General features: G+C 63.7%; 19 protein-coding genes and 2 tRNA genes. 16 read left to right on the plus strand and 5 right to left on the minus strand.

The features are described 5' to 3' along the window. Window positions 1-103 precede the first annotated feature (103 nt). Window positions 104-1,597 carry a hypothetical protein gene (locus ABFD92_16385; GenBank protein MEN6506117.1) on the plus strand — a complete coding sequence of 498 codons (1,494 nt, stop codon included), beginning with the start codon at window positions 104-106 and terminating at the stop codon, window positions 1,595-1,597. 95 nt (window positions 1,598-1,692) lie between these two features. After that, window positions 1,693-2,814: a uroporphyrinogen decarboxylase family protein gene (locus ABFD92_16390; GenBank protein ID MEN6506118.1), complete on the plus strand. Its 1,122-nt coding sequence runs from the start codon at window positions 1,693-1,695 to the stop codon at window positions 2,812-2,814. 126 nt (window positions 2,815-2,940) lie between these two features. Here the strand turns inward: ABFD92_16390 and ABFD92_16395 are convergent, their stop codons facing one another. Continuing rightward, the gene (locus ABFD92_16395; GenBank protein ID MEN6506119.1) at window positions 2,941-4,893 is read right to left on the minus strand and encodes an LTA synthase family protein; all 1,953 of its coding nucleotides are present in this window, start codon (window positions 4,891-4,893) and stop codon (window positions 2,941-2,943) included. Window positions 4,894-5,184: 291 nt separating this feature from the next. After that, complete coding sequence (gene priA, locus ABFD92_16400) at window positions 5,185-7,434, minus strand: primosomal protein N' (GenBank protein ID MEN6506120.1); 2,250 nt, start codon at window positions 7,432-7,434, stop codon at window positions 5,185-5,187. A 125-nt stretch (window positions 7,435-7,559) separates the two neighbouring features. Here priA and ABFD92_16405 point away from each other — a divergent pair, with 125 nt between their 5' ends. From ABFD92_16405 to ABFD92_16455, 11 genes are all read left to right on the plus strand, one after another. Further along, window positions 7,560-8,918: a hypothetical protein gene (locus ABFD92_16405; protein ID MEN6506121.1), complete on the plus strand. Its 1,359-nt coding sequence runs from the start codon at window positions 7,560-7,562 to the stop codon at window positions 8,916-8,918. Between the two features lie 145 nt (window positions 8,919-9,063). Further along, complete coding sequence (locus tag ABFD92_16410) at window positions 9,064-9,558, plus strand: response regulator (protein ID MEN6506122.1); 495 nt, start codon at window positions 9,064-9,066, stop codon at window positions 9,556-9,558. 99 nt (window positions 9,559-9,657) lie between these two features. Then, window positions 9,658-12,603, plus strand: a complete 2,946-nt coding sequence (locus ABFD92_16415; protein ID MEN6506123.1) for an insulinase family protein — start codon at window positions 9,658-9,660, stop codon at window positions 12,601-12,603. A gap of 151 nt (window positions 12,604-12,754) precedes the next feature. Beyond that, window positions 12,755-12,817, plus strand: a tRNA-Arg gene (locus ABFD92_16420). A 468-nt stretch (window positions 12,818-13,285) separates the two neighbouring features. Further along, window positions 13,286-13,570, plus strand: coding sequence for a helix-turn-helix domain-containing protein (locus tag ABFD92_16425; protein ID MEN6506124.1), 285 nt, complete (start codon window positions 13,286-13,288; stop codon window positions 13,568-13,570). Window positions 13,571-13,685: 115 nt separating this feature from the next. Beyond that, window positions 13,686-14,624 carry a hypothetical protein gene (locus ABFD92_16430; protein MEN6506125.1) on the plus strand — a complete coding sequence of 313 codons (939 nt, stop codon included), beginning with the start codon at window positions 13,686-13,688 and terminating at the stop codon, window positions 14,622-14,624. A gap of 167 nt (window positions 14,625-14,791) precedes the next feature. Then, window positions 14,792-15,808, plus strand: a complete 1,017-nt coding sequence (locus ABFD92_16435) for a hypothetical protein (GenBank protein ID MEN6506126.1) — start codon at window positions 14,792-14,794, stop codon at window positions 15,806-15,808. Between the two features lie 51 nt (window positions 15,809-15,859). Continuing rightward, window positions 15,860-16,198 (plus strand): hypothetical protein, encoded by a 339-nt coding sequence (locus tag ABFD92_16440; protein ID MEN6506127.1) that lies wholly within the window; start codon window positions 15,860-15,862, stop codon window positions 16,196-16,198. Continuing rightward, on the plus strand, window positions 16,191-16,412 hold the full coding sequence (locus tag ABFD92_16445) for a hypothetical protein (GenBank protein ID MEN6506128.1): 222 nt from the start codon (window positions 16,191-16,193) through the stop codon (window positions 16,410-16,412). The genes ABFD92_16440 and ABFD92_16445 overlap by 8 nt, the downstream gene beginning before the upstream one ends. Continuing rightward, window positions 16,409-17,581: a bifunctional DNA primase/polymerase gene (locus ABFD92_16450; GenBank protein MEN6506129.1), complete on the plus strand. Its 1,173-nt coding sequence runs from the start codon at window positions 16,409-16,411 to the stop codon at window positions 17,579-17,581. Before ABFD92_16445 ends, ABFD92_16450 begins: the two co-directional genes overlap by 4 nt. A gap of 51 nt (window positions 17,582-17,632) precedes the next feature. Then, window positions 17,633-17,869 (plus strand): helix-turn-helix transcriptional regulator, encoded by a 237-nt coding sequence (locus ABFD92_16455; protein MEN6506130.1) that lies wholly within the window; start codon window positions 17,633-17,635, stop codon window positions 17,867-17,869. Between the two features lie 903 nt (window positions 17,870-18,772). Here ABFD92_16455 and ABFD92_16460 read toward each other — a convergent pair. Then, entirely contained in the window at window positions 18,773-19,360 is a 588-nt protein-coding gene (locus ABFD92_16460) for a hypothetical protein (GenBank protein MEN6506131.1), read from the minus strand. A gap of 142 nt (window positions 19,361-19,502) precedes the next feature. On the opposite strand from ABFD92_16460, the gene ABFD92_16465 reads away from it, so the two are divergent. From ABFD92_16465 to ABFD92_16475, 3 genes are all read left to right on the plus strand, one after another. Then, window positions 19,503-19,575, plus strand: a tRNA-Arg gene (locus tag ABFD92_16465). A gap of 428 nt (window positions 19,576-20,003) precedes the next feature. Continuing rightward, window positions 20,004-20,285 carry a hypothetical protein gene (locus tag ABFD92_16470; GenBank protein ID MEN6506132.1) on the plus strand — a complete coding sequence of 94 codons (282 nt, stop codon included), beginning with the start codon at window positions 20,004-20,006 and terminating at the stop codon, window positions 20,283-20,285. Between the two features lie 258 nt (window positions 20,286-20,543). Further along, the gene (locus ABFD92_16475; protein MEN6506133.1) at window positions 20,544-20,714 is read left to right on the plus strand and encodes a hypothetical protein; all 171 of its coding nucleotides are present in this window, start codon (window positions 20,544-20,546) and stop codon (window positions 20,712-20,714) included. Window positions 20,715-20,862: 148 nt separating this feature from the next. On the opposite strand, the gene ABFD92_16480 is transcribed toward ABFD92_16475, so the two are convergent. Further along, entirely contained in the window at window positions 20,863-21,066 is a 204-nt protein-coding gene (locus tag ABFD92_16480; GenBank protein MEN6506134.1) for a helix-turn-helix domain-containing protein, read from the minus strand. Continuing rightward, window positions 21,050-21,370 carry a hypothetical protein gene (locus ABFD92_16485; protein ID MEN6506135.1) on the minus strand — a complete coding sequence of 107 codons (321 nt, stop codon included), beginning with the start codon at window positions 21,368-21,370 and terminating at the stop codon, window positions 21,050-21,052. Before ABFD92_16485 ends, ABFD92_16480 begins: the two co-directional genes overlap by 17 nt. Between the last annotated feature and the right edge of the window lie 657 nt (window positions 21,371-22,027).

A 22,027-nucleotide genomic window follows, 5' to 3' on the forward strand; every position in this document is an offset into this window, starting at 1 on the left:
AACAACAGATCCTGTCCACCGGTAGTATTGGGGCGCAAACCTTTTTTGCGTGGCAAAACCGGCGTAACGGTTATATGGTCTGAACCCTGCGAAGGAGAAGACTGTGGCAGCCAGGAAGAAGACCAAGGCAATCGAATCGTTCGAAGTCACCGGCGGCGCGGCCAGCGGCGACCTGCTCACCCAGCGGCGCGGCGACAAGCCGCTGGTCGTCGGCGTGTTGGCGTGCGCGTACTTCGAGTACTGGCGCATGTACGCCAACCTGCATGACGAGGTCGCCTCCGACATGCAGACCGTCGCCGACCGCATCGGCCGCCGGCACGAGGTGGTGTACCCCGGCCTGGTCGACACCCTCGACGCCGCCGACGCGGCGGGGCGGTTGTTCAAGGACAAGCAGATCGACGCGCTGGTCATCACCGAGGGCACGTACTGCACCGACTACATCGTCCATCAGGCGCTGCTGCACCTGCCTGCCGACATGCCCATCTGCATCTTCGCCTGCCAGGCGCACCCCAAGCTGAACTTCGAGACCGGTTACGACCAGGCCCTGCGCAACAGCGGGCCCATGGGCCTGGTGCAGCTCACCGCGGGCTTTCGCAAGATGGACCGCTACGCCAACTACGAGGTCGTCGTCGGGTCCGTCGACGACGAAGAGGCGTATGGCGAGATCGACCGCTTCGTGGCCGTCCGCACGACGATCAGCAACCTGCGTCACTGGAACATCGGCCTCATCGGCCACGTGTTCCGTGGGATGTACGACTTCCAGTATGACAAGACGGCCGTGGCGGGCAAGCTCGGGCCCAACGTCATCGACATCGACATCCGTCACCTGGCGGCGATCTTCGACGAGATCGCGATCGATGAGCCGCGCGTGCGCAAGCTCTGCGCCAAGGTCCACGCCGCTTACAAGGTCGTGACGCTGACCGACGACGAGATCCGCCGCTCGGCGCGCCTGGCGGTAGCCCTGCGCGAGCTGGTGGGGCGGTACAAGCTCGACGGCCTGGCGCTGCTGGGCCAGCACCACATTGAGGCCCGCGCCAACGCCACGTGCTACCTCGGGCTGGCCGAGATGCTCCAGGCCGACCAGGCCCTGGCCGTCACCGAGGGCGACGTGCTGGGCCTGATCATGACCAAGGTGCTCAAGGACTTCACCGGCCGCACGCCGTTCTTCGGCGAGTGGGAGGAAGTCGATACGTCTCTCAACGCGGTGATGCTGCTGGGGCATGGCTTCATCGACCCGCGCGAGGCCCGCGCCGACCTGCCCGTGCAGGTTCAGCCGGCGTGCGAAAACTGGGGCTTCGAGGGCAACAGCCTGGGCTTCCAGGCCACCTACGCCGCCGGGCCGGTGACGCTGACGCACGTGATCCAGGACGCCAAAGGCTGGCGCCTGCTCGTCAGCGAAGGCGAGATCATGGACACGCCCCCGCTGAAGATTTCCGAGACGAGCATGATCGTCCGCGTGGACCGCCCCGTGAAAGAATACTTCCGCGACCTGCTCAAGCTAGGCTTCGCCCACCACGCCATCGCCGCCCCCGGCCGAGCAGGAGCGCAGCTCGAAGCCTTCGCCGAGCAACTGGGCATCGAAGTGTGCAGGCTATGAAGAACAGATCCTCGATCTTCGGTCCTAGATCCTAGGCAGAGGTCAAGCCGGGTCTCCAACTAGGATCGAGGATCTAGGATCGAGGATCTATGCCAATGAACGACCTGGAACGTTTTCACGCGTGCATGGACTATCAGGCTGCCGACCGGCGGCCTAATTGGGAACTGGGCGTTTGGCCGCAGGCGGTGGCTCGGTGGCAGACCGAGGCGCCCGAGGCGGTCAAAGACTTCCACTGGAACTGGTTTGTCGAAGAGCCGGCGATCGGGCTCGACCGGCGCGAGTTCATCGGCGTGCATTACGGGTTCATGCCCGGCTACGAGTACGAGGTACTCGAAGAGACCGAGCAGTACATCATTGCGCGGAACTGGAACGGGATCGTCACCAAGGCCCTCAAGGAAGGCTCCATCGGCGGGGCGCGGATGTGCATGGATGAGTACATCGGCTTTCCGGTTCGCACGCCGGAAGACTGGCCGGATGTAAAGCGGCGACTCGTGGCGGCTGTCAGCGACCGGTATCCCAAGAACCTCGACGAGCAGATCGCCGCGTGGAAGAACCGCACCTGCCCGCTGATCCTGGGCGGCAACTGTGCGGCCAACGGGTTCTACTGGCGGGCCCGCGAGTGGATGGGCACCGAGGGGCTGTCCTTCGCGTGGTACGACTACCCCACGATGATGCACGAGATGATGGAGTTCTACGCCGACTTCATCATCGAGACCAGCCGGCCGGTGCTGGAGAAGATTTCGGTCGATTACTTCACGCTTAACGAGGACATGTCGATGAAGTCCGGCCCGCTGCTGGGGCCCGACACGTTCCGCACGTTCATCTTCCCTCACCTCAAGCGGATGGTGGAGTTCTTCAAGAGCCACGGCGTGAAGTACTTCGCCATCGATACCGACGGCGACCCGACCGTGCTGATACCGCTGTTCATGGATGCCGGCGTGGACTGCGTCTGGCCGATCGAGCGGGCCAGCAACGTCTCGCCGCAGCAGTGGCGCAAGCAGTTCGGCAAGAGCCTGCGCCTCTGGGGCGGCGTCGACAAGCGCGTGCTGGCCACGACCAAACCGGCCATCAAAAAGCACCTGCAGGAGATGGCCGCGCTGATCGAAGAGGGCGGGTTCATCCCCAGCGTCGACCATACCGTTCCGCCGGACGTGTCGTGGGAGAATCTGATGTATTACTTTGAAGCCAAGCGGGATCTGCTGGCGGGGCGATTGTGACAAAGAAGTAATCAGTAATCAGTAATCAGTAATCGGTAATCGGTAATCGGTAACGCGCCTGGCCGTTATCACTGTTTACTGATTACTGTTCTTTCACTGATTACCGATTACTGCTTTTCTGACTGATTACTCTCTCCCCAATTTCCTGTTCTCGATCAACCATGCGGCGGACTGATAGTAGCTGACGGCGTCCTGCAGGAGTTGTTTGGACATGACGCCGGATTCGTGCTGGTCCTGGGCATCGATGGTGTACGAGACGGCCCCTTTTTTCGGCAGCAGGAGCAGGAACTCGTTGCCCTGGAGGAGGCCCACCTTCTGGTAATTGCCCAGCAGTGCCCTGCCTGGGCCTTCGCGCAGGACGTCGCGGCCGAAGAACTTGCTTTGGTACGACCAGTTCATCAATCCCAGCAGCGTCGGGGCCAGGTCCATCTGCCCGGCCAGTTTGCTGACGCGCCGGGGTGTGACGATCCTGGGCGCGTAGATCAGCAGCGGGATGCGATAGTGATCGACGGGCACGGCGACCTTGCCGGCGCTGCTGGCGCAGTGGTCGGCCACGATGACGAAAATCGTGTTGTCAAACCAGTTCTTGCCGCGGGCGCGTTCGATGAACTCGCCGATGGCATAATCGGTGTATGCCACGGCGCCTTCGCGCTCGTGCTGGGGCGCGTTCACGGCGCCCTTGGGGAACGTGAAGGGGCGGTGGTTCGACGTGGTCATGACGATGCTCAGGAAAGGTTTGCCCGCCGCGGCCGACTTGTCGCCCTCGCGCAGCACGCGGTTGAACAGGTCTCCGTCGCAGACGCCCCAGGCATTGGTGAAGGTGATTTCTTCCTTGGGCATGTCCGCGCGGTCGATGGTGGCAAACCCGTTGCCGGCGAAGAACGCGTTCATGTTGTCGAAGTAACCATAGCCGCCGTAGATGAACTTCGTGTCGTACTGGCGCGACCGGAAAACGCTGCCCAGCGAGAACATCCCCTCGTTATCGGGGCGTTTGACCAGCGACTGCCCCGGCGTCGGCGGCAGCGAGAGCGTGACGGCCTCGAGCCCCCGCACGGTGCGCGTGCCGGTGGCATAGAAGTTGTCGAAGACCATCGCGTCTTTGGACAGCGCGTCGAGGCGCGGCGTGAGATCTTCGCTGCCGCCGAAGGACTTCATGAAGTCGGCGCTGAGGCTCTCGATGATCAGGATAATGACGTTGGGGCGGCTTTGGGCCGCCGAAGCCGTGATCTGTCGGGTGATGTCGTCCGGGTCGTCGCTGACGAACCGGGCGTTATCCTGGGCGATCAGGCCCCGCAGATTCTTCAGCGAAGTCTGGGTGTTGTCGCAGATGTAGAACTGGTCGTAGTCGATGACGTTGTGGAAAAACGCCTGGACGAAACTGTACGCGCCGTTCTTGGTCAGCTCGTTGTTGTACTCGTTGTCGCTGATTCTCGACCAGTCGGAATCGACCGCCAGCAGCGCGACAGCCGCGGCGGCGAGGAAGACCCCGCCGCTGCGCAGGCGGAGGCGCATCGGGTGCGGGGCGGCGAAGGCCCGCATCAGGCTGCGGCTGAAGATCCAGGTCACCACCCCGGCCAGCACGCCGATGCAGGTCAGGATGGTTCCTGCCGGGTAGGATTCCCAGACGTTGTCCGTCAGCTCCTGCGTATAGATGAGGTAGTCGATGGCGACGAAGTTGAACCGGGCGCTGAACTCCTGCCAGAAGAACCACTCGGCCATCAGGTCAAACAGCAGGACGCAGATCGTGACGAAGAACGTGGCTACCGCCAGCACCAGCCATGTCTTCCTGCGCCACAGCGACTGCGGCAGGAACAGGCAGAACAGCACGCTCGGCAGGACCACCACGGAGAATGTCGCCAGGTCGAAGACCATCCCGACGCCGAAGGTCCTGGCCAGCGACCACGCATCGCGGTCGGCCTGCTCCCAGCAGTCGCTCAGCAGCACCGCCCGCAGCAGCAGCGAGGCGACCATGAAGATGATGGCGAAGATATACAAGTTGCCGAACCGGCTGGTCAGCCAGCCTCCGGCGCCGTGTGAAGCGGCCACAGCAGAAGCGTCCATGCTGGATGATTGCGTCATTTACTGATTCCTGTTGGCAGGCCCGCCCGTGCCGCCCCCCGATAGTATCGACGATCAGGTTAACAAATCCTTAAGCGGTTCCCAAATGGTAAACCACGCGCGCTGGCAGGTCGGGGTGCCGCGCACAACTCCGTTGTGCGTGTCGCTGATCGTTCAGGAACGGGGATGCATGGGCGAGACGCCCATGCCACACAGAAAGAGCATGGGCGAGACGGCCATGCTACACAGAAAGAGCATGGGCGAGACGCCCATGCTACTCACGGGCGAGACGCCCGTGCTACGAAGGCACGGCTAGAGCAGGTTCACCGGATCGACGTCGGCGACGACGTCGGCGGCGATGTCGCGGCACAGGTCGCCCAGGCGCCCGGCGATGGCGTCCTGGATCATCCCCGCCCGCGGGGCGCTGAGCAGGATGTGGAACCGCATCTCGTTCTTGATCTTCTTGATCTCAGCCGCCTGCGGACCGGACATCGTAACGGCCGCGGGCAGAAGTTTTCGCAAACGCGCCGCCAGCAGTTCGCCGCCTTGCTGGGCCTTGAGGCCGTCGCTGTGGCGGATCAGGATGCGCACCATGCGCGTGAAGGGCGGCAGGTGGGTTTCCTCGCGCAGGGGCAATTCCTTGGCGGCAAAGCCGTCGTAATCATGCGTGGCGGCCAGTTTGATCGCCGGTTCTTCAGGGTGCAGCGTCTGGACGACGACTTTGCCGGGCAGGTCCGCCCGCCCCGCTCGGCCGGCCACTTGCACGATGAGTTGAAACGTACGCTCGGAGGAGCGGAAGTCCGAAATCGCCAGTGATGTATCGGCCGACACCACGCCCACCAGCGACACGCCGGGAAAGTCCAGGCCCTTGCCGACCATCTGCGTGCCCAGCAGGATGTCCAGCTCGCGCGCGGCAAAGGCACTGAAGACTTTCTGGAACTGCGCGGGCGAGGTCATCGTGTCGCTGTCCATGCGGGCGGCGCGGGCGGCGGGGAACTTGCGGGCCAGCTCGCCCTCGATGCGCTGGATCCCCAGCCCGAACAGCAGCAGCTTGCCCGAGCACGCCGGGCAGTGATGCGGCAGGGCCGCGCCGTGCTGGCAGTAGTGGCACAGCACCGTGTCCGTGGCCTGGTGGAAGACCATGGCCCGTGAGCAGTGGTCGCATTCCATGATCCACCCGCATGAGGGCTTGGGGCAGAAAACGTAGCTGGCGTATCCGCGGCGGTTCATCAGCAGGATGATCTGCTCGCGGCGATCGAGCGCCGTCGCCATCGCGTGCGTGAGCGTCTTGCCCAGCAGCTCGATGCGGCCGGGCGTCATCTCCTGACGCAATGAGACGACCTGCAGCGCGGGCATCGGCAGCCCGCGCACGCGCCGCGGAAGGCGCAGCAGCGCGTAGCGGCCGAGATTGGCGTTGTGCAGGCTCTCCAGGCTGGGCGTCGCCGAGCCCAGGATCACCGGCACGCCCGCAAGCGAGCCGCGCATGACGGCCGTGTCGCGCCCGTGATATCGCGGGGCGGTGTCCTGCTTGTACGTGGGCTCGTGCTCCTCGTCGACGATGATGAGCCCGAGCTTGCGGCAGGGGGCGAAGATGGCGCTGCGCGGGCCGACGACCACCGCCGCGTGACCGTCGCGGATCTGCTGGTAGTAATGTGCCCGCTGGGCGTCGGTCAGGCCGCTGTGCAGCACCGCAACGCGCGGAAGGCGGGCGACCAGACGCGCCAGCGTCTGCGTCGCCAGGGCGATCTCGGGCACCAGCAGGATCGTCTGCCTCCCCGCGGCCGCCACCTGCCGAATGGCCCGGACGTACACCTCGGTCTTGCCGCTGCCGGTGACGCCGTGCAGCAGCGTCGTGGAGAACCCGCCGGCGAGCTTGGCCTCCAGGGCAGTCAGCGCGGCGGCCTGGTCTTCATTGAGCTCGAAGGGAGGGGCGGCGTCGTGTCCAGCCGGTTCACCCAGGCGCAGCTCACGCGCCTCGGTTCGCACCAGCCCGCGCTGTACGAGGCGGCTGAGCGTCTCGCGATTGCTGCCGCTGTGCGTCAGGAGCTGCTCGACCGTCAGCGGCTCGATGCCCTGCTTGCGGGCTTCGATCAACTCGTCGAGGATGCGCTTCTGTCGCGGGCCCAGGCCTCCGGGCCAGTCGCCGGCCTCGGCGCCCAGGAACGCCACCGCCTCGGTGCGCGGGGCATGGCGTCCGACCGCCGAAGGGACCATCGCCGTCAGCACCATCCCCGGCGGCGTCATGTAGTAATGGCTGATCCAGGCGCCGAGCTTCCACAGCACGTCGTCGAACTGCGACGCCTGATCGAGCACAGCCGCGACGGCCTTGAGATTCGCCCGCGCGCCGGGCGCGCGATCCGGCTCGACGACGACGCCGGTGATCTTGCGATTGCCCTTGCCGAAGGGCGCCTGCACGCGCTGCCCGAGGAACGGCTCGCCCAGTGCGGCCGGCCAGGAATAGTCGAACGTTCCCCAGACGTTAGCGCCCACGACCAGTCCGACGACGCGCCCATGCGCCGTCGCCGCCTGCGGATCCGGAGGTTGTTCGAACAGTTGCTGCATTGGGAGCCATTATCGGACAGACAGACCCAAATGCAAAGCGGGCAGAACGCAGATCTGTCCCGTTAGCGGTCGAACTTGTTCGACGCGGTTGTTTCCCCGCCCGTCAGATGCTATGAAGAGAAGCCATGACAGAGCTCACAGGAACAACTAAGCACCTGCTGCTGGACAATCGCGTGGTGCAATCGACACGCGGGGTTCGGCTGGCGGTGGGTCGGCCCGTCAAGCACGCGGGCAATCCGCTGTTCGTCCAGGACAAGCCCTGGGAACCGCGGTTCGACAACGGGTATCCCAACATCTTCTATGACCAGCAGGAGCGTCTGTACAAATGCTGGTACACGACGTTCGTGATCGACAAGGCCCAGGAGACCACGCCGCCTGCCCGGCGCAAGAAGGGGGAATACTTCTCCATCGGCCACAAGCTGGAAAAACCGTGGCGCGTGGTAGGGCTGTGCTATAGCACCTCGCGCGACGGGCTGAACTGGACCAAGCCTCGCCTCGACGTGTGCCCTTGGAATGGCAAGCCCAGCAGCGTCCTGGGCGTGGGCCCGCACGGCGCGGGCGTCGTGAAGGATCTCGCTGAGCAGGACCCCGCGCGGCGCTACAAGATGTTCATGCTGGACGACCGGATACGCGGCATGGCGGTGGCGTTTTCGGCCGACGGCGTGCGCTGGTCAGCCTCGCACCCGTGCCCGGAGATGGCCGCCCGCGGCGACGCGCACAACAACGCCCTGTGGGTGCCCCAATTGAAGCGGTGGGTCGGCATCACCCGCACCTGGGACGGCCAAGCCCGCCAGCGCCTCGTGGCCCGCACCGAGAGCGAAGACTTCCTGCACTGGACGCCGGCTGTCGAGATCCTGCGCGGCGAAGGCACGCGGCAGATCTATTCGATGTGCGTCTTCCCCCATGCCGGCGTGTACCTGGGGCTGATGATGATCTTCGACACGGCCAGCGACCGCGTACACGTCGAATTAGCCTGGAGCCCGGACACGATCGCCTGGCAGCGCATCGATCCGGGAACTCCGCTGATCGCCAACTCGCCGCGGCGGGGCGCGTACGACTGGGGCACGGTCTATGCCGCCGCCAGTCCTATCGTCTATGACGACCATACTGCCTTGTACTACATCGGCGGCGATGGTTGCCACGGCGACTGGCGCGACGGGTGCCTGGCGATGGCGACGCTGCGGCCGGACGGCTTCGCCGGATACATGCCCACTGCCGCCCAGGGGCACGTGATCACCCCTCCGGTGCAGTGGGGCGGGGCGCTGGGCGTATCGGCCGACATCGCGCGCGGCGGTTCGCTGACCGCCTCGGTGCTGCTCAACGGCAAAGAAGCGGTGCGCAGCGAGCCGCTGGCCCGCACCGGCAGCGGCGCCTTGCTGCGGTGGGGCGACAAGGCGCGAATCGCCGCCCTGATCGGCAAGGGCGTTCAACTGAAGTTCCATCTTCGCGCGGCGAAGCTTTATTCATTTGAGATAAGCGGTTAGGGATCAGTTATTCAGCCTCAAACCACGGCGTTAGCGGTGGGGCATGTCCCGCCGCTAACTAATTCCATATTGCTATTGCCCTGTCGCGCCGATACTCTTAAATGCTGCGCTGCGTGTCATGCGCGGGCGGATGAGGAGTAGTTTTATGACCCAAATCCCGAGTCAGTCCGTTGGCGAGAACTCCGACGAGCGGATTTTCGCCGACAGCAAGGTTCTGGTCGTTGATGACAACGAGCAGAATCTGGAGCTGTTGTCGGCGTATCTCGAAACGCTCAAATGCACGGTGATTACAGCCCTGGATGGAATCACCGCCCTGGCCAAAGTGGCCCAGGACCCGCCGAACCTGATCCTGCTGGACGTCATGATGCCCCGCATGAGCGGCTTCGAAGTCTGCCGCAAACTCAAGGCCGACCCCCGCAGCCGCGACATCCCGATCCTGATGGTGACCGCGCTGAACGAGATGGGCGACATCGAGCGCGGCGTCGAGTGCGGCACCGACGATTTCGTCTCCAAGCCCGTTAACCGCCTCGAACTCATCACGCGCGTCAAGAGCCTCCTGCGAGTCAGCCACCTCAAGGGCGAACTCGACCGCACGCTGGCCTACCTCAGCGACGTGGAAGTCCGCGGCAAGACCGAGTAGGCCGTAGCACGGGCGTCTCGCCCGTGCGTCGCATGGGAGTCCCGCCCATGCATATCGCATCAAAGACCAACCGGAAGACCTCACATACGTAGGGAACATATGAGCAAGAAGATGGTGATTGCGTTGATGGCCTTGAGCTTAGCCGTCGTCGGCTGCAGCAAGGCCTCCAAAACCCCCAGTACGCAACCTCGCGACGCATCGGCGGTCATCGAGCCGTTAGCGGTGCCGGTCGAACCGGCGCCGGCCCTGGCCCGGGCAACACAGCCTGTGTCGACGCAACCTGTGGTCTCCCAGCCCGTGCTACCTGCTCCACAGCCTGGAAAGGCTGTGCTACCTGCTCCACAGCCTGGAAAGGCTGTGCCACCACCGCAGTCGCAACCCGCCGCGGCGCCGGTGACGGTGGTCGAGCAGATCGACGCGGGCAAGGGCATCACGCTGGCCCGCCTCAGCAACGGCCTGACGGTCATCATCAAGCCCTTCAGCGCCGCTCCGGTGGTGTGCGTGAAGGCGTACGTGCATACCGGCGGGATGTACGAAGGCAAGTGGCTCGGCAGCGGCCTGAGCCACCTGACCGAGCATCTGGTCGCCGAAGACGCCACGCATGACGGCGCCGCACCCAAGGGCCAGGGCGAGCAGTCCGCCCCGGTCAACCGCGTCACGGCTATCGGCGGGCAGTCCAACGCCAGCACGTCGATCGAATGGACGCAGTATTACATTGAAGCCTCCGCCACGCGGGTCAACGACTGCATCGATCTGGTGGCCGACTGGATGGCACGGCCGAATATCGAGCAGGCGGCGTTCGACCGCGAGCACGGGGTGGTGCAGCGCGAACTGGAGATGGGTTTGGATGATCCCGGCAGGCAACTTCACCGCGCGCACATGGAGGCGATATTCCGCGGTCATCCTGCCGCCGTGCCGGTCATCGGATACAAGGCCCCGCTGCAGAAACTCACCTCCGACGACGTGCGGGCCTATGTCCGCCAGATGTACGTGCCGCAGAATATGGCGTTTTGCATTGTCGGTGACGTGGACGCCCCAGCCGCCCTCGAGCGCGTCTGCCTCGCGTTTGCCGGAACCCGCCAGGGCAATACGCCCCAGCACGACCTGCCGGCCGTCGAGCCCTTCACCGGCGTGCGCCGCTCGCTGCTGGCCAACAAAGACCTCAAGCAGACGATGCAGATACTGAGTTTCCAGAGCATCCCGCTGCTGCATGAAGACCTCTACGCCCTCGACGTGCTCAGCTACGTGCTGACCGAAGGCTCGTCCAGCCGCCTCGTGCGACTGCTGCGCGAGACGCAGAAGGTCACCGGCATCGACAGCTCGTCCTGGACGCCCTCGTGGGGCACAGGCGTGTTCATGTTCTCGTTCCGCTGCGAACCGGACAAGGCCGACGCCGCGGAAGAGGCCTTGCTCGCCGAACTCAAGAACGTGGTCGGCAAGGGCGTCACGGCTGACGAAGTCGCCCGCGCCAAGCGGCAGAAGATCGCCGATTACGTTTTCTCGCAGCAGACGGCGTCCTCCATCGCCGACACGCTGGCGACGGATTACCTCTCCACAGGCGACGTTGCCTTCTCGCGCAGTTACACCGACCGCATCCAGTCCGTCACGCCGGAGCAGGTGCAGCAGGCCGCCCGGAAGTATCTCACGCCGGAGCGGATGGTGATCACCCGGATCGAACCGCAGACGCTCAAGGCCGCCCCGGTTGCCGCGACGGCGCCGGCCGCCAAGGCCTCAAACGGGCGGTCCAAGCCCGTCCTCTTCAAGCTGCCCAACGGTATCGACGTGGTGCTGCAAAACGTCGACGTGGGGCTGGTCTCGATGACCTACGTCACCTACGGCGGTTTGCTGGCCGAGACCGACGCCACCAACGGCCTGGGCACGCTGATGACCGAACTGGCCACGCGCGGCGCGGGCAACCGATCGGCCGAAGAAATCTCCAGATTCTTCGACGCCGCCGGCGGCAAAATCTCCGGCAATTGCGGCAGCAACACGCTCTATTGGCAGGCGGCGGTCCTCGATGACAGTGCCGAGCGGGCGCTGGAGATCTTTGCTGACATCATCCTGCGGCCGACCTTCCCCGCCACCGAACTGGGCGTCGTGCGCCCGCTGGCGATGAATTCCATCCGCAGCCTCGATGAAGACTACCAGTCGCAGCTGGCCAAGTACTTCCGCGCGAAGTTCTACGCCGGCGGCTCGTACAGCCGCATGCCCGCCGGGCGCCTCGATGTGGTCTCCAAGGCCACCGTCGATGACATCCGCGATTATCACCGCCGCCACGTGCTGGGCAGCGCCGGCGTGCTGGCGATCTATGGCAATATCGATATCGCCAAGACGCGCAAGGCCGTCGAGACGCTCTTCGGCACGGCAAAACCGCAAGTGGCCGCCTCGCAGCCGGCCGGCACGCAGCGGAGCGTCAATCCCGCCGGCGAGCACTTCGTGATGAAGACCACCAACGAGGTGGCCGGCGTCATCGTGGCCGTGCCCGGCATGACGATGTTCAACGAAGACCGATTCGCCATCACCGTGCTCGACACCATCATCAGCGGCTATGAACTGCCCAGTGGCTGGCTGCACAACGAACTGCGCGGCAAGAGGCTGGTCTACGCCGTCCATGCGCTGAACTGGGCGGGAATCGAACCGGGCACGTTCATGGTCGAAGCCGTCTGCCAGGGCGACAAGGTTCCCGAGGTCGTCGACATCATCCGCGCCAACCTCGACAAGGCCACCCGATACGACTTTACGCAGGCCCAGGTCGATGAGGCCGTCAACGTGATCCTCACCGCCGCCTTGCTCAACAGCCAGTCGATGTCCGAACTGTCCATCGACGCCGCGCTGAACCAGCTTTATGGCTTCGGCTACGACTACCGCTCGAAGCTCGAAAAGCAATACCGCAAGGTAACGCCCGCCGACGTAAAACGCGTGGCCCGGAAGTACCTCACCCGCCCGCAGGTGGTCATCGTGACGACCCCCAAGCCGCAAGTGCTGAAATGGCCCGGCGCCGTTATCGAGCAACCCGCCGACGCCGATCCGGACAAGACGAAGTAGCCGCTATCGCCCCGGTGCCATGGCGGCCGTTCCTAAGCCGCCACGCGCGTGCGCGGTCCCGATGTTGACTTTTGGCCGCCGCCAGCCGAAAATACCACATACGATCTCCCCAATTGGATATTCCAGATTGGAAATTGGAAATCGTCTCCGCGCCTGTAGCTCAATGGATAGAGCATCGGTCTTCGGAACCGACGCCGCAAATCTGCAAGAGGCTGAAAAGACAGAGACTTACGGCGACAGTCCTGATTCACTCTGCCATTCGCTTTGCCATTTGGATGCAGAATTGACCCCCGATCTGGCCGAAATCGTGGCCGCCTGGGCGACGCTGCCCGAGCCGATCAAGGCCGGTATCGTGGCGATGGTCAAGACAGCCTGCCCCACCGGCGGAAAGAGGGGCGAATGATGCTGCAAGGCAGCGCCAAAGCCCCGGCGGCCCCAGTGGCGAAGCCCTTAACGGGTTTGCAGGCTGATAGCCAAGCCGCGGCGGGTGCGGCAAGGGTACGGGGGTGGGGTTGCCCCCAGCCGGGGGCGCTTGCTTGTGTGCATTACACCCCCTCCCACATTCTTTCGATGCGCGGCTTTTCCCAACTGTGCGGGGGCGAAGCGCCCCGATTACGCTCAACAGCGCAACGCTGCGCCAATCCCCCCCTCCGGCATGGAGGGTAATGATGGGAGCCCATACATGGAACAGGATGAAATTATCGACCGCTGCCAAGCCGTGACGGTTCAAGAGGCCGCGGACCTGATGCGCGTTTCGCGGCCGACGGTGACGAAGCTTATCAAAGGCCGCGCTCTGCCAAGCGTCCAGATCGGTCGCTGCCGACGGATCATGCGAGTGGACCTGGAGGAATTTCTTCGACGCAAAGCAACCCTCGGCTGGCGGTCATACCTTCCTGATGAACTGACGCCGGCGGATGTTGGACCGCACCCAGGCCATGCGGGCGAAGACGAGATCGTGCATTTCTAATCCTGAAAATCGCTTGGTTTGAGACGTGACAGGGAGAAGCCCGACGAAGATAATGCCAGCAAGGCCCATGCACGGGGCATGGGCAAAGCAGTTCTTTGCTGAAAGGGAAACAGCGATGAGATCAAAACGGAACTGGGCAATGGCGGCTGGCGTTCTTGCAGCGTCATTTGCGGGCGGGGCATTCTCGCACTGGATACTATTGCCGGATGAAGCCTCTGCACAAGGCTATCGCTATGTCGGCATAACCGGTGGGCATGTGACCCCAGCGGAATACCGAGACATGATTCGGTACAAAATCGCTGCATTTCGAAATGCAAATGCGACGAGCATCAGAATTGCCAAAGAGAACGGCAACAAAGAGGAACTTGCCACTCTTGAGCGAGACGCCCAGCAGATTCCAGAGAAGGCTGCGGAAGTGGTCCAACGGAACTTTCTCATTTTCCTGTCACCCGAGCAGTACGCAGCGATCAAAGGAAAGACTTTCAACACTTTTGGGGATGTCGTGAAGCTCTTGGCCGCTGCTGGTCTGCCTACCGATACGTTCCCCAAGGACATCGATGAGGCCAGAGTTGCGACGCAGGAACAATATCTCGCTGGTGTGAAGCACCGAGAGGAACAACATCAGGCTACCATGGCCCGCGCGCAGGAGGCAAAGGAGTACCTTGAGAAGAACGGGCCTGGCGTGGCACAACCCGCAGGCAGGTTGGAACAGCGGAATGCGGAACAAACAATCAAGGTGAAGGAATTAGTTGCTGAACAAATAACTCTTGCTGATGCCGCAGGCAACGTCCGAGGGCAGTTGTCTATCGACAAGAAAGGTGACGGAATGCTGGTTCTGGCCGGCAAGAAAGACATCTACTTGATGTCTATGGTCGATCAGGACGGACATCCCGCTATGTACCTTAGCAACCCATCTGGACAGGGCGCAGTAGTGATGTGCGCCCAGCCGGCAATCGGCCAAATCGTGCTACAATCCGCCAAGGGCGCAATCGTTTTCGAAGCACTCCGCGGTCAGAACGGAAGCTATTTCCGCGAGACGAAACCCAAGCAGTAACGAACCATCGACGACAAAGGCGGCATAGTTTGGGAAACCCCTGGCAACACGAAGAAACAATAGCTTGAATGGACCCTTCGGCGGGCTAGGCTTCGCGAGCCGAAAGCGGTACTCCGAACCGCTGCCCGCCGGGATCCTTTTCGGAGCCGGAATCGGAGCCGGACAAGATGGACAAGTCAGACGAAGATAATCTTCCGCAGGGATGGCAGGGACTGCTCGACTATGCGCATGACCCCGAGGGATGGGTGACACTGGACACGGGCGGAGTATTGTCCAAATTGTACAAGGAATCGAACGGGCACGATGTTGCGGTTCTACTGGACTCGCTGGTCAATGAAGCGCGAATCGCATGGCACAAGACGACTGTCTTGCGTAGGGATGACAACCCCGACCCCCGCGATGAGGAGACGGGCCTTGACTTCCAGTTGTCGATGCAGAGGCTATGGGTTCAAGTATTCACGGCAGTACGGGAAGCGGAACAATGGCTGTATCGAGCACTTGGCCCAGGGAATGATAATGAACTGCTCGATTGTGTAGGGGACGCCCTCCGAAACATTGCCCTCTGTCTCGATACGATGACTTCCCCTGACGACGATGTACCCGCGAAGGAAAGGTTATTTCCTGACACGCTGAAGGCTTTGCACGGGGCCGCCCGTGACTTTGAACGACTCTATGCCCGCGAGACTCAATCGGCCGGTGCTGGCAAAGTCCCGCTCTTGCCGCCGCCGCTGCCCAAACCAACAACGGCGATTCCCGATCCCTCGCCGATTCAAGACCTTCACGCATACCATGAAGCTGAGCGAGCGCGACGGGAACAAGCGGAACACATTGCCTGGTGGACCAATTTCTACCGCAAACAGGATGACGAAGGCCGGAAGGTGGAACTGCTGAGGCTAGGCATAACCGCGTCCGCCCCGGCGTCGCCGACGCCAGAGGAGATTCACCTTGAGGAAATCGACTTGGACATTCTGAAGGCGCTTGCGAAGCGGGGCCATGCGCTGAAGTGCATTGATCTGGCAACCGATGTTAGGGCCGATGAAGACAGAGTAAGCGCCCGGTTGAAGTACCTTGACGGCAAGGGGCTTGTTTCCTGGCCCATTGTTGGCAAGGGGAAACGCACTAGAAAAGGGGCAAGTATCACCGACGCTGGACGTGCAGAATTGAACCGGCTAAACCCCGCCTAATCCCCGCCCTATACCCGCCCTAGCTTCTTCTATGCTCGCGACAATGCGAGTATGGAAAATGAAAGAAGACTTCTACCAGCGGGGCCGACGGCGCGGCGACTTCACGTCACCATGCGCTGGCTGAAGGCTGAAGCACAAGCCGGACGCCTTCCGCACGTCAAGGCCGAAACCCGATTCCTCTTTGACCCCGAAGCCGTAACCGCCGTTTTGATGCGCTTGGCACAAGACCCGCCGCAATGGCGCGCCGACACCGCCGCCGATCTGGTGGCCGGGATGGTCAAGGCCCGACGCGCTGGCGATGCCGCCGCCGTCGCCCAGGCCCAGGGCGAGCTTGAACGGCTGGGCGTCAAGATTAGCTTCGCCGATGGACTGGAGGCCCGCCATGAGTGACGCGGCCCCTTTGCTGGTCAACGCGAGGCGCGCGGCGGAACTTTGCGGCGTGTCGAAAAGCTGCTGGTGGGCGCAGCTCGCGGCCGGGCGCGTACCACTGCCGCTCAGGCTGGGGCGGCGAACCTTATGGCGCAGCGCCGATCTGGCGGACTGGGTGGCCGACGGCTGCCCGCCGCGCGACCAGTGGCAACAGACGCGAGGGGGCCGACGATGAAACCGCCAAGCCCACACAGCGCCGCCCTTGCCGCCGCCCTGGACGCGATCGCGCGCGGATGGTCGATCATCCCGGCGGACCCGGTGACGAAGAAGCCGCTGACGAATCCGCACACAGGCCGCCCGATGGGATGGGCGAAGTATCGGACCGCGCCGGCCGGTGAAGCCCAAGCCCGTCAATGGTTCGACCCGGACAGCCCGCCCCTTGTCGCCGTGATCCTGGGCGAAGCGTCCGGCGGACTGGTCTGTCGCGACTTCGACGGGGCCGCCGGGCGCAGCGCCTATGCGGCATGGGCGAAAGAGAATCCCGGCCTTGCCAAGAGCCTGCCGACGGCGAAGACGCCGGACGGGCTGCACGTCTACTTCCGTTCGACCTGGCAAGGATTCATCGACTGCGGCGACGGCGAACTGCGCGGCGATTCTGGGCACTACTGTTGCCTGCCCCCTGGCCCCGGACGTGATTGGATTATTCCCCTTCCCAAAGGCGACTTGCCACTTGTCGACAACCCCGTCGCGGTTTTTCACGCGACGCCGCGAGAATCTCTTGTAAACGCCTGTGACCGCTTGTGTCCGCCTGTGTCCGCTTGTAACCCTCTTGTATGCTCTTGTGTGACAGTCGCGGAAGATGAGGACCGGATTCAGCGGGCAATCGAGGCGACGCTGCCGAGCGGTACGCGTCAGAGGCACAAGGCAATCTTCCACTTCGCCCGCCGCCTGAAGGGCATGGACGACGTGAAGAACGCCGCGCCGGCCGATCTGAAACACTTGGTCCGCGCATGGTGGAAGCGGGCGCTGCCGTTCATCCAGACAAAGGACTGGACGGAGACATGGGTGGACTTTGTCGAGGCATGGGACCGTGTACAGCACCCCGCCGACGACAGGCAGTTGAAAGACTGCCTTGCACGAGCGAAGGCCCGCCCTGTGGCTGGAATCGAGAATCCCATTATGGCGACCGTGGCCGCCCTATGCAGAGAACTCCAGATTGTTCATGGCAGCGATCCGTTCTTTTTGAGCGGGTATAAACTGGCCGGACTGCTTGAAATCGAACACCGCAAGGCGGCGCGATGGCTGAGGCACCTGGAGCGCGGCGAGAGAATCATCCGCCGCGTGAAGGTCTATTCCCTTGAGGAACGCAAGGCCGCAGAGTATTTGTACATCGGCCCGGAATAATTCCGGGAATGTACTTGACCGGTTACCAAGCATCCGCGTAGAATACCGACGATGGGTAGAAAACGAATCAAGTTGAGCGACCAAATCAGGCGGGCGGTGAACCAGTCCGCCCTGTCGCGATATGCGATGTGCAAGGCCGCGAAGATCGATCAAGCGACCTTTTCCCGATTCATGCACGGGGTAGTGGGGCTGTCGATGGCGACGCTGGACGATCTGGCCGACGTTCTGGGCCTGGACCTTGCCCCGCTGCCCGACAAGCCCAAGGCCAGCAAAACGAAGGGAAGGTGAACCGTGAGACTCTACCGCCCGACCTACAAGACGCCCCAGGGCAAGCGACTGTCGCCGACGTGGTGGATGGACTTCGCCGATTCCAACGGCCGCCGGTGGCGCTTCCCCGCTTTGACGGACAAGCGCCAGACCGAAGCGATGGGGCGCAACGTCGAAAAGCTGCTGGCGCTGAAACAGAGCGGCGACCCGCTGCCGCCCGATCTGTTGCGATGGGTTGAAGCGGTATCGCCGGACTTCCGCGGCCGCCTGGCCGAAGCGGGCTTGATCGACGCGGACCGCGCCGGCGGCGCTGCCGCCTTGATGGTGCTGGACGATCAAGACGCCGTGATCGGCGGACACCTGGCGGACTTCCTGGCCGACGCCGAAGCGCGGGGCGTGTCTCCCGTCCAGCGCCAAATGCTCGCCCAGCGCATACGCGACATGCTGCGCAAGGCGGGGGCGCGATGGCTGCGCGACCTGTCGGCCAGCAAGATTCAGGCCGCTATCGCCGCCCTGGGCGAGCCGACAGACGACAGGCCCAAGGGACTGAGCAATCAGTCGATGAAGCACTACGTCCGCGCCCTCAAACAGTTCTCGCGATGGCTGCAACGCGAACGGCGGACGGCCGAAGATACCTTGATCGGCGTCAAGGGCTACAACGCCGAAACCGACAAGCGCCACGAGCGCCGCGGATTCACCGCCGCCGAAATGTCGGTACTGCTGGGCGCGACCGCCAAAGCCCCGCGGCGCTGGGGCATGGATGGCAAGGCCCGCGCCGCCGCCTACCGCCTGGCGTTTTCATCGGGGCTTCGCCGCAATGAAATCCGCACCTTGACGGGCGACAGCTTCCGCCTGGACGACACGCCCCCGACCGTGACGGTTGAAGCGGGATACTCCAAGCATCGACGGCGCGACGTGCAGCCGCTACCGGCGGACGTGGCGGAAGCCCTGGGCGAATATCTGGCGACGGCCGACGCCGCCCGCCCGTTTGCCCTGCCCGACAAGACGGGCAAGATGCTGCACGAAGACATGGCCGACGCCCGCGCCGCCTGGATTGCCGATGAGCGTATCAGCGCCGATGAGCGGCAGGCGCGGGCAGAAGATGGCGACTTCCTCAAGCCCCGCGATTCGGCGCGGCTGGTGCTGGACTTCCACAGCTTCCGGCATGGATTCGTGACGGCGATCTGCCGGGCCGCCGTGTCGCCCCGCGTGATGATGGAACTGGCCCGCCACAGCGACCCGCGATTGACGATGCAGCGCTACAGCCGCGTCGCCGTCGCCGATTCCGCCCTGGCGCTGGACGCCCTGCCCAAGCTGGACGCCGACGACGCCGACGCCCAAGCCCAACCCGCCGCGCTGAGGGCGACAGGGACCGACGATGCCCGCGCAACAGTTATCGCCCCCAAGGCCGCGCCAGACGCGCCACGCTGCCCCACAATCGCCGATCGCGCGGCCGATGATGCAACGCCCGCCGATACCGCCGCCGACGCCGCCGGACAGGGGCAAAATCACTTTGCCATTCCCTTTGCCAAATCGTGCGGGCGCAACGGTGATTCGGTGGACTGCAATGGACGGACGGGCGAATTGCCTGCGCGACGGAATAACCTTGTTTCACGCGGGAAAGCCGATAGAATCCAAGGGAAGCAACACCCCCGCGCCTGTAGCTCAATGGATAGAGCATCGGTCTTCGGAACCGAGGGTTAGAGGTTCGACTCCTCTCAGGCGTACTGGCAGCGAGCCGGTGTCACAAGCACCGGCTCGCATTGTTTCGCAAGGTCCGGCACAAGCGCCCGCCGCTGCATTACTTAGGATGCCTTGCGAATTCTTGCGACTCGATGCGATTCCCTGCGGCGTCGGATTCGGCGTCGCCGTTTTGACAGGCGCGGCGTCGGATTTGGCGTCGGATTTGGCGTCGCCCCCGGTGACCACTTCGGCGTACTCTCGCAGCGTCAGATCGTAGTGCCGCCGGCTGATCTGTACCGCATGACCGATCCACGCCGAGACCTGATATTCCGGCACACCCAGGCCAAGCCAATTCGTCTCGCACGTGGCCCGCATGTTCTGGAACGGCTTGGGGAACGGCTTGACGCCGCCACGATCCATGATGCGGTGTAACTGTGTGCGGAGGTTCGCACCGCACCCCCTGTAACGCGTGATGACGAACTCCGCCCCTGCGTCCACCTGGGAGAACACATCGAGCAGCAGCCCGTACAACGGCGGGCAGATCGGCACGTCCCGCACGTCGCCGCTTTCCCGCTCCGTCTTGCTCGACTTCACCCGCAGATGCTTGCTCGACCAGTTCACATCGGCCCACCGCAACGCCAGGACTTCCGAGGGACACCGCAGCCCCGCGTGGTACGCAAGGCCCACGATCAGCCGCCATTGTGCATCGGGGCAGTTGTCGATCATTGCCGCCGCTTCCGCCGCCGTCACGTGATGCTGTCGCTGGCGGTTCACGTAGTCGGAACTCTTGAGGCGTTTACACGCATTCTCGCTGAGCAGCTTTGCCCGCACAGCCGCGTTGAAGAACTGCTTCGCACGGCGGCAGTGCCCCCGCACTGTAGCCTCGCTGAGCTTGCTCCGCAACTGGACAGCGTAGGAATCGGCGTCCGCTTCCGTCACGTCACCGAGCAGCTTCTCGCGGCCGAGAAATGCAATCAGGGTGCGCTCCGTCTGCCGCAGATTCGAGATCGTGTTGAACTTCGCGTCGGTGCGGCCCGCGATGTACGAGGCCACCCACGCGGCCACCGTCACGCGATCCGAAGGCCGAGCATCGACCAGGCCGAAATCCTCCAGCCGCCGCCGCACGTCGTCAGAGATCGACGACAACCATTCAGCCGTCGCAGGCGCCAGCGGCGAACCGTAGGCACGAGACGCCCGCAGGTCCTTCACAAAACGCTCGATGCCTTCAGCCTGTTTAAACGCCATCTTCCCAAGACGCCAAGTCCGCCGCCTGCCGTCCAGTCCCAAGAACTGCACCCGCACGCCGCCGCCACGCTCTTTGTTTGCCATGACTATCCGCCTCGGTTCTGTTCGACAAAATCCTTCACCGCCTCGGGCGCGTACCGCACGATCCGCACCCCAGGAATACGCACGCACTGCAGCAGGCCCTTCTTCGTCAGCGTCCAGATCGTCCGCTCCGACAACCCCAACGCCACCGCAACTTGCCTTGCGGTCCACAGCATCGACTCAAAACGCGGTTCACTGATCTTGCCCATCACCCGCCCCGCCTTCCCAGTCATCGCGGACGGCTCGCCCGCTGCTGAAGTCCAACCCGAAGAACACACTCGGCGGCGATCCGCCGACACGACCGTCACGCCCGAACCAGATCACGCCCGGCATCGGCTTGCTCACGAACTCCTCGCCGCCATCATCGGGCACGGGCACCCCGACGTGGGCATGGTCCGCAGCCCAGCGGCACACGCCCTGCATCACCTGGTTGACGCTCACGCCAGCCGACGCCGACAGCCGCTTGAGGCTCTTGACCACATCCGACTCCAACCGAACTTCCAACCGTACCATGCTCTTTGCCATCAAAGTGCCTTTCCAGTACCTTTGCCGGTACTTATGCCGGTATTATTGCCGATGTCCAGCGGCCCGGCAAGCACAATCCGGAAAATCTTCCGCCGCTTCCGCTGTGTGCGAGTCCTTGCGGCCCGGTGCGATTGCGGCTCGATGCGACAGCCTGCGAGTCCTTTCTACCCCCTGCGATGCATCTGGCGATTCTACCCCCGTAATACATAGTGGGGGTAGAAGCGGCGGCGGGGCGACCGCTGGCGCGGTCGCACCCGCCCCGCCCCGCCCAACGTCTCCGCGACGCACAACGACACACGCGGTGCGACGCGATCCAAGCGTCAGGGACACACCGGCCCGGATCGTCCTCGACAGGGACGCACATTCAGGTCCGGAGATCGGGGAGGGGGCGGCGTCCGGAGGTCCCCCCCAGAGACGCGAGGCACAAGCACCCACTGCCGCATTCGGAGCGCGGGCGGCCACGCCGAGGTCAGGGAAGGCACACACCCACAGCGGCGAAAACACGCTGAAGGCGCGGTCAGGGAACGGGGAGGCAGGGACGCTCGCCGCCCCCTGCACCCCAGGCACCCCGGCAAAGGGCGAGGACATGACAACGAGCGGTAGCCGTCGAGGGCTTAGGCTCAGGACTGCACGTCCCGATTCGCA

This window comes from Planctomycetaceae bacterium (assembly GCA_039680605.1).
Classification (GTDB): domain Bacteria; phylum Planctomycetota; class Phycisphaerae; order SM23-33; family SM23-33; genus JAJFUU01.

Coding starts and splice junctions, on each gene's coding strand:
- ABFD92_16390 (MEN6506118.1), top strand. CDS start 1,693: ATGAACGACCTGGAACGTTTTCACGCGTGCATGGACTATCAGGCTGCC.
- ABFD92_16395 (MEN6506119.1), bottom strand. CDS start 4,893: ATGACGCAATCATCCAGCATGGACGCTTCTGCTGTGGCCGCTTCACAC.
- priA (MEN6506120.1), bottom strand. CDS start 7,434: ATGCAGCAACTGTTCGAACAACCTCCGGATCCGCAGGCGGCGACGGCG.
- ABFD92_16405 (MEN6506121.1), top strand. CDS start 7,560: ATGACAGAGCTCACAGGAACAACTAAGCACCTGCTGCTGGACAATCGC.
- ABFD92_16410 (MEN6506122.1), top strand. CDS start 9,064: ATGACCCAAATCCCGAGTCAGTCCGTTGGCGAGAACTCCGACGAGCGG.
- ABFD92_16415 (MEN6506123.1), top strand. CDS start 9,658: ATGAGCAAGAAGATGGTGATTGCGTTGATGGCCTTGAGCTTAGCCGTC.
- ABFD92_16425 (MEN6506124.1), top strand. CDS start 13,286: ATGGAACAGGATGAAATTATCGACCGCTGCCAAGCCGTGACGGTTCAA.
- ABFD92_16430 (MEN6506125.1), top strand. CDS start 13,686: ATGAGATCAAAACGGAACTGGGCAATGGCGGCTGGCGTTCTTGCAGCG.
- ABFD92_16435 (MEN6506126.1), top strand. CDS start 14,792: ATGGACAAGTCAGACGAAGATAATCTTCCGCAGGGATGGCAGGGACTG.
- ABFD92_16440 (MEN6506127.1), top strand. CDS start 15,860: ATGGAAAATGAAAGAAGACTTCTACCAGCGGGGCCGACGGCGCGGCGA.
- ABFD92_16445 (MEN6506128.1), top strand. CDS start 16,191: ATGAGTGACGCGGCCCCTTTGCTGGTCAACGCGAGGCGCGCGGCGGAA.
- ABFD92_16450 (MEN6506129.1), top strand. CDS start 16,409: ATGAAACCGCCAAGCCCACACAGCGCCGCCCTTGCCGCCGCCCTGGAC.
- ABFD92_16455 (MEN6506130.1), top strand. CDS start 17,633: ATGGGTAGAAAACGAATCAAGTTGAGCGACCAAATCAGGCGGGCGGTG.
- ABFD92_16470 (MEN6506132.1), top strand. CDS start 20,004: ATGACGAACTCCGCCCCTGCGTCCACCTGGGAGAACACATCGAGCAGC.
- ABFD92_16480 (MEN6506134.1), bottom strand. CDS start 21,066: ATGGGCAAGATCAGTGAACCGCGTTTTGAGTCGATGCTGTGGACCGCA.
- ABFD92_16485 (MEN6506135.1), bottom strand. CDS start 21,370: ATGGTACGGTTGGAAGTTCGGTTGGAGTCGGATGTGGTCAAGAGCCTC.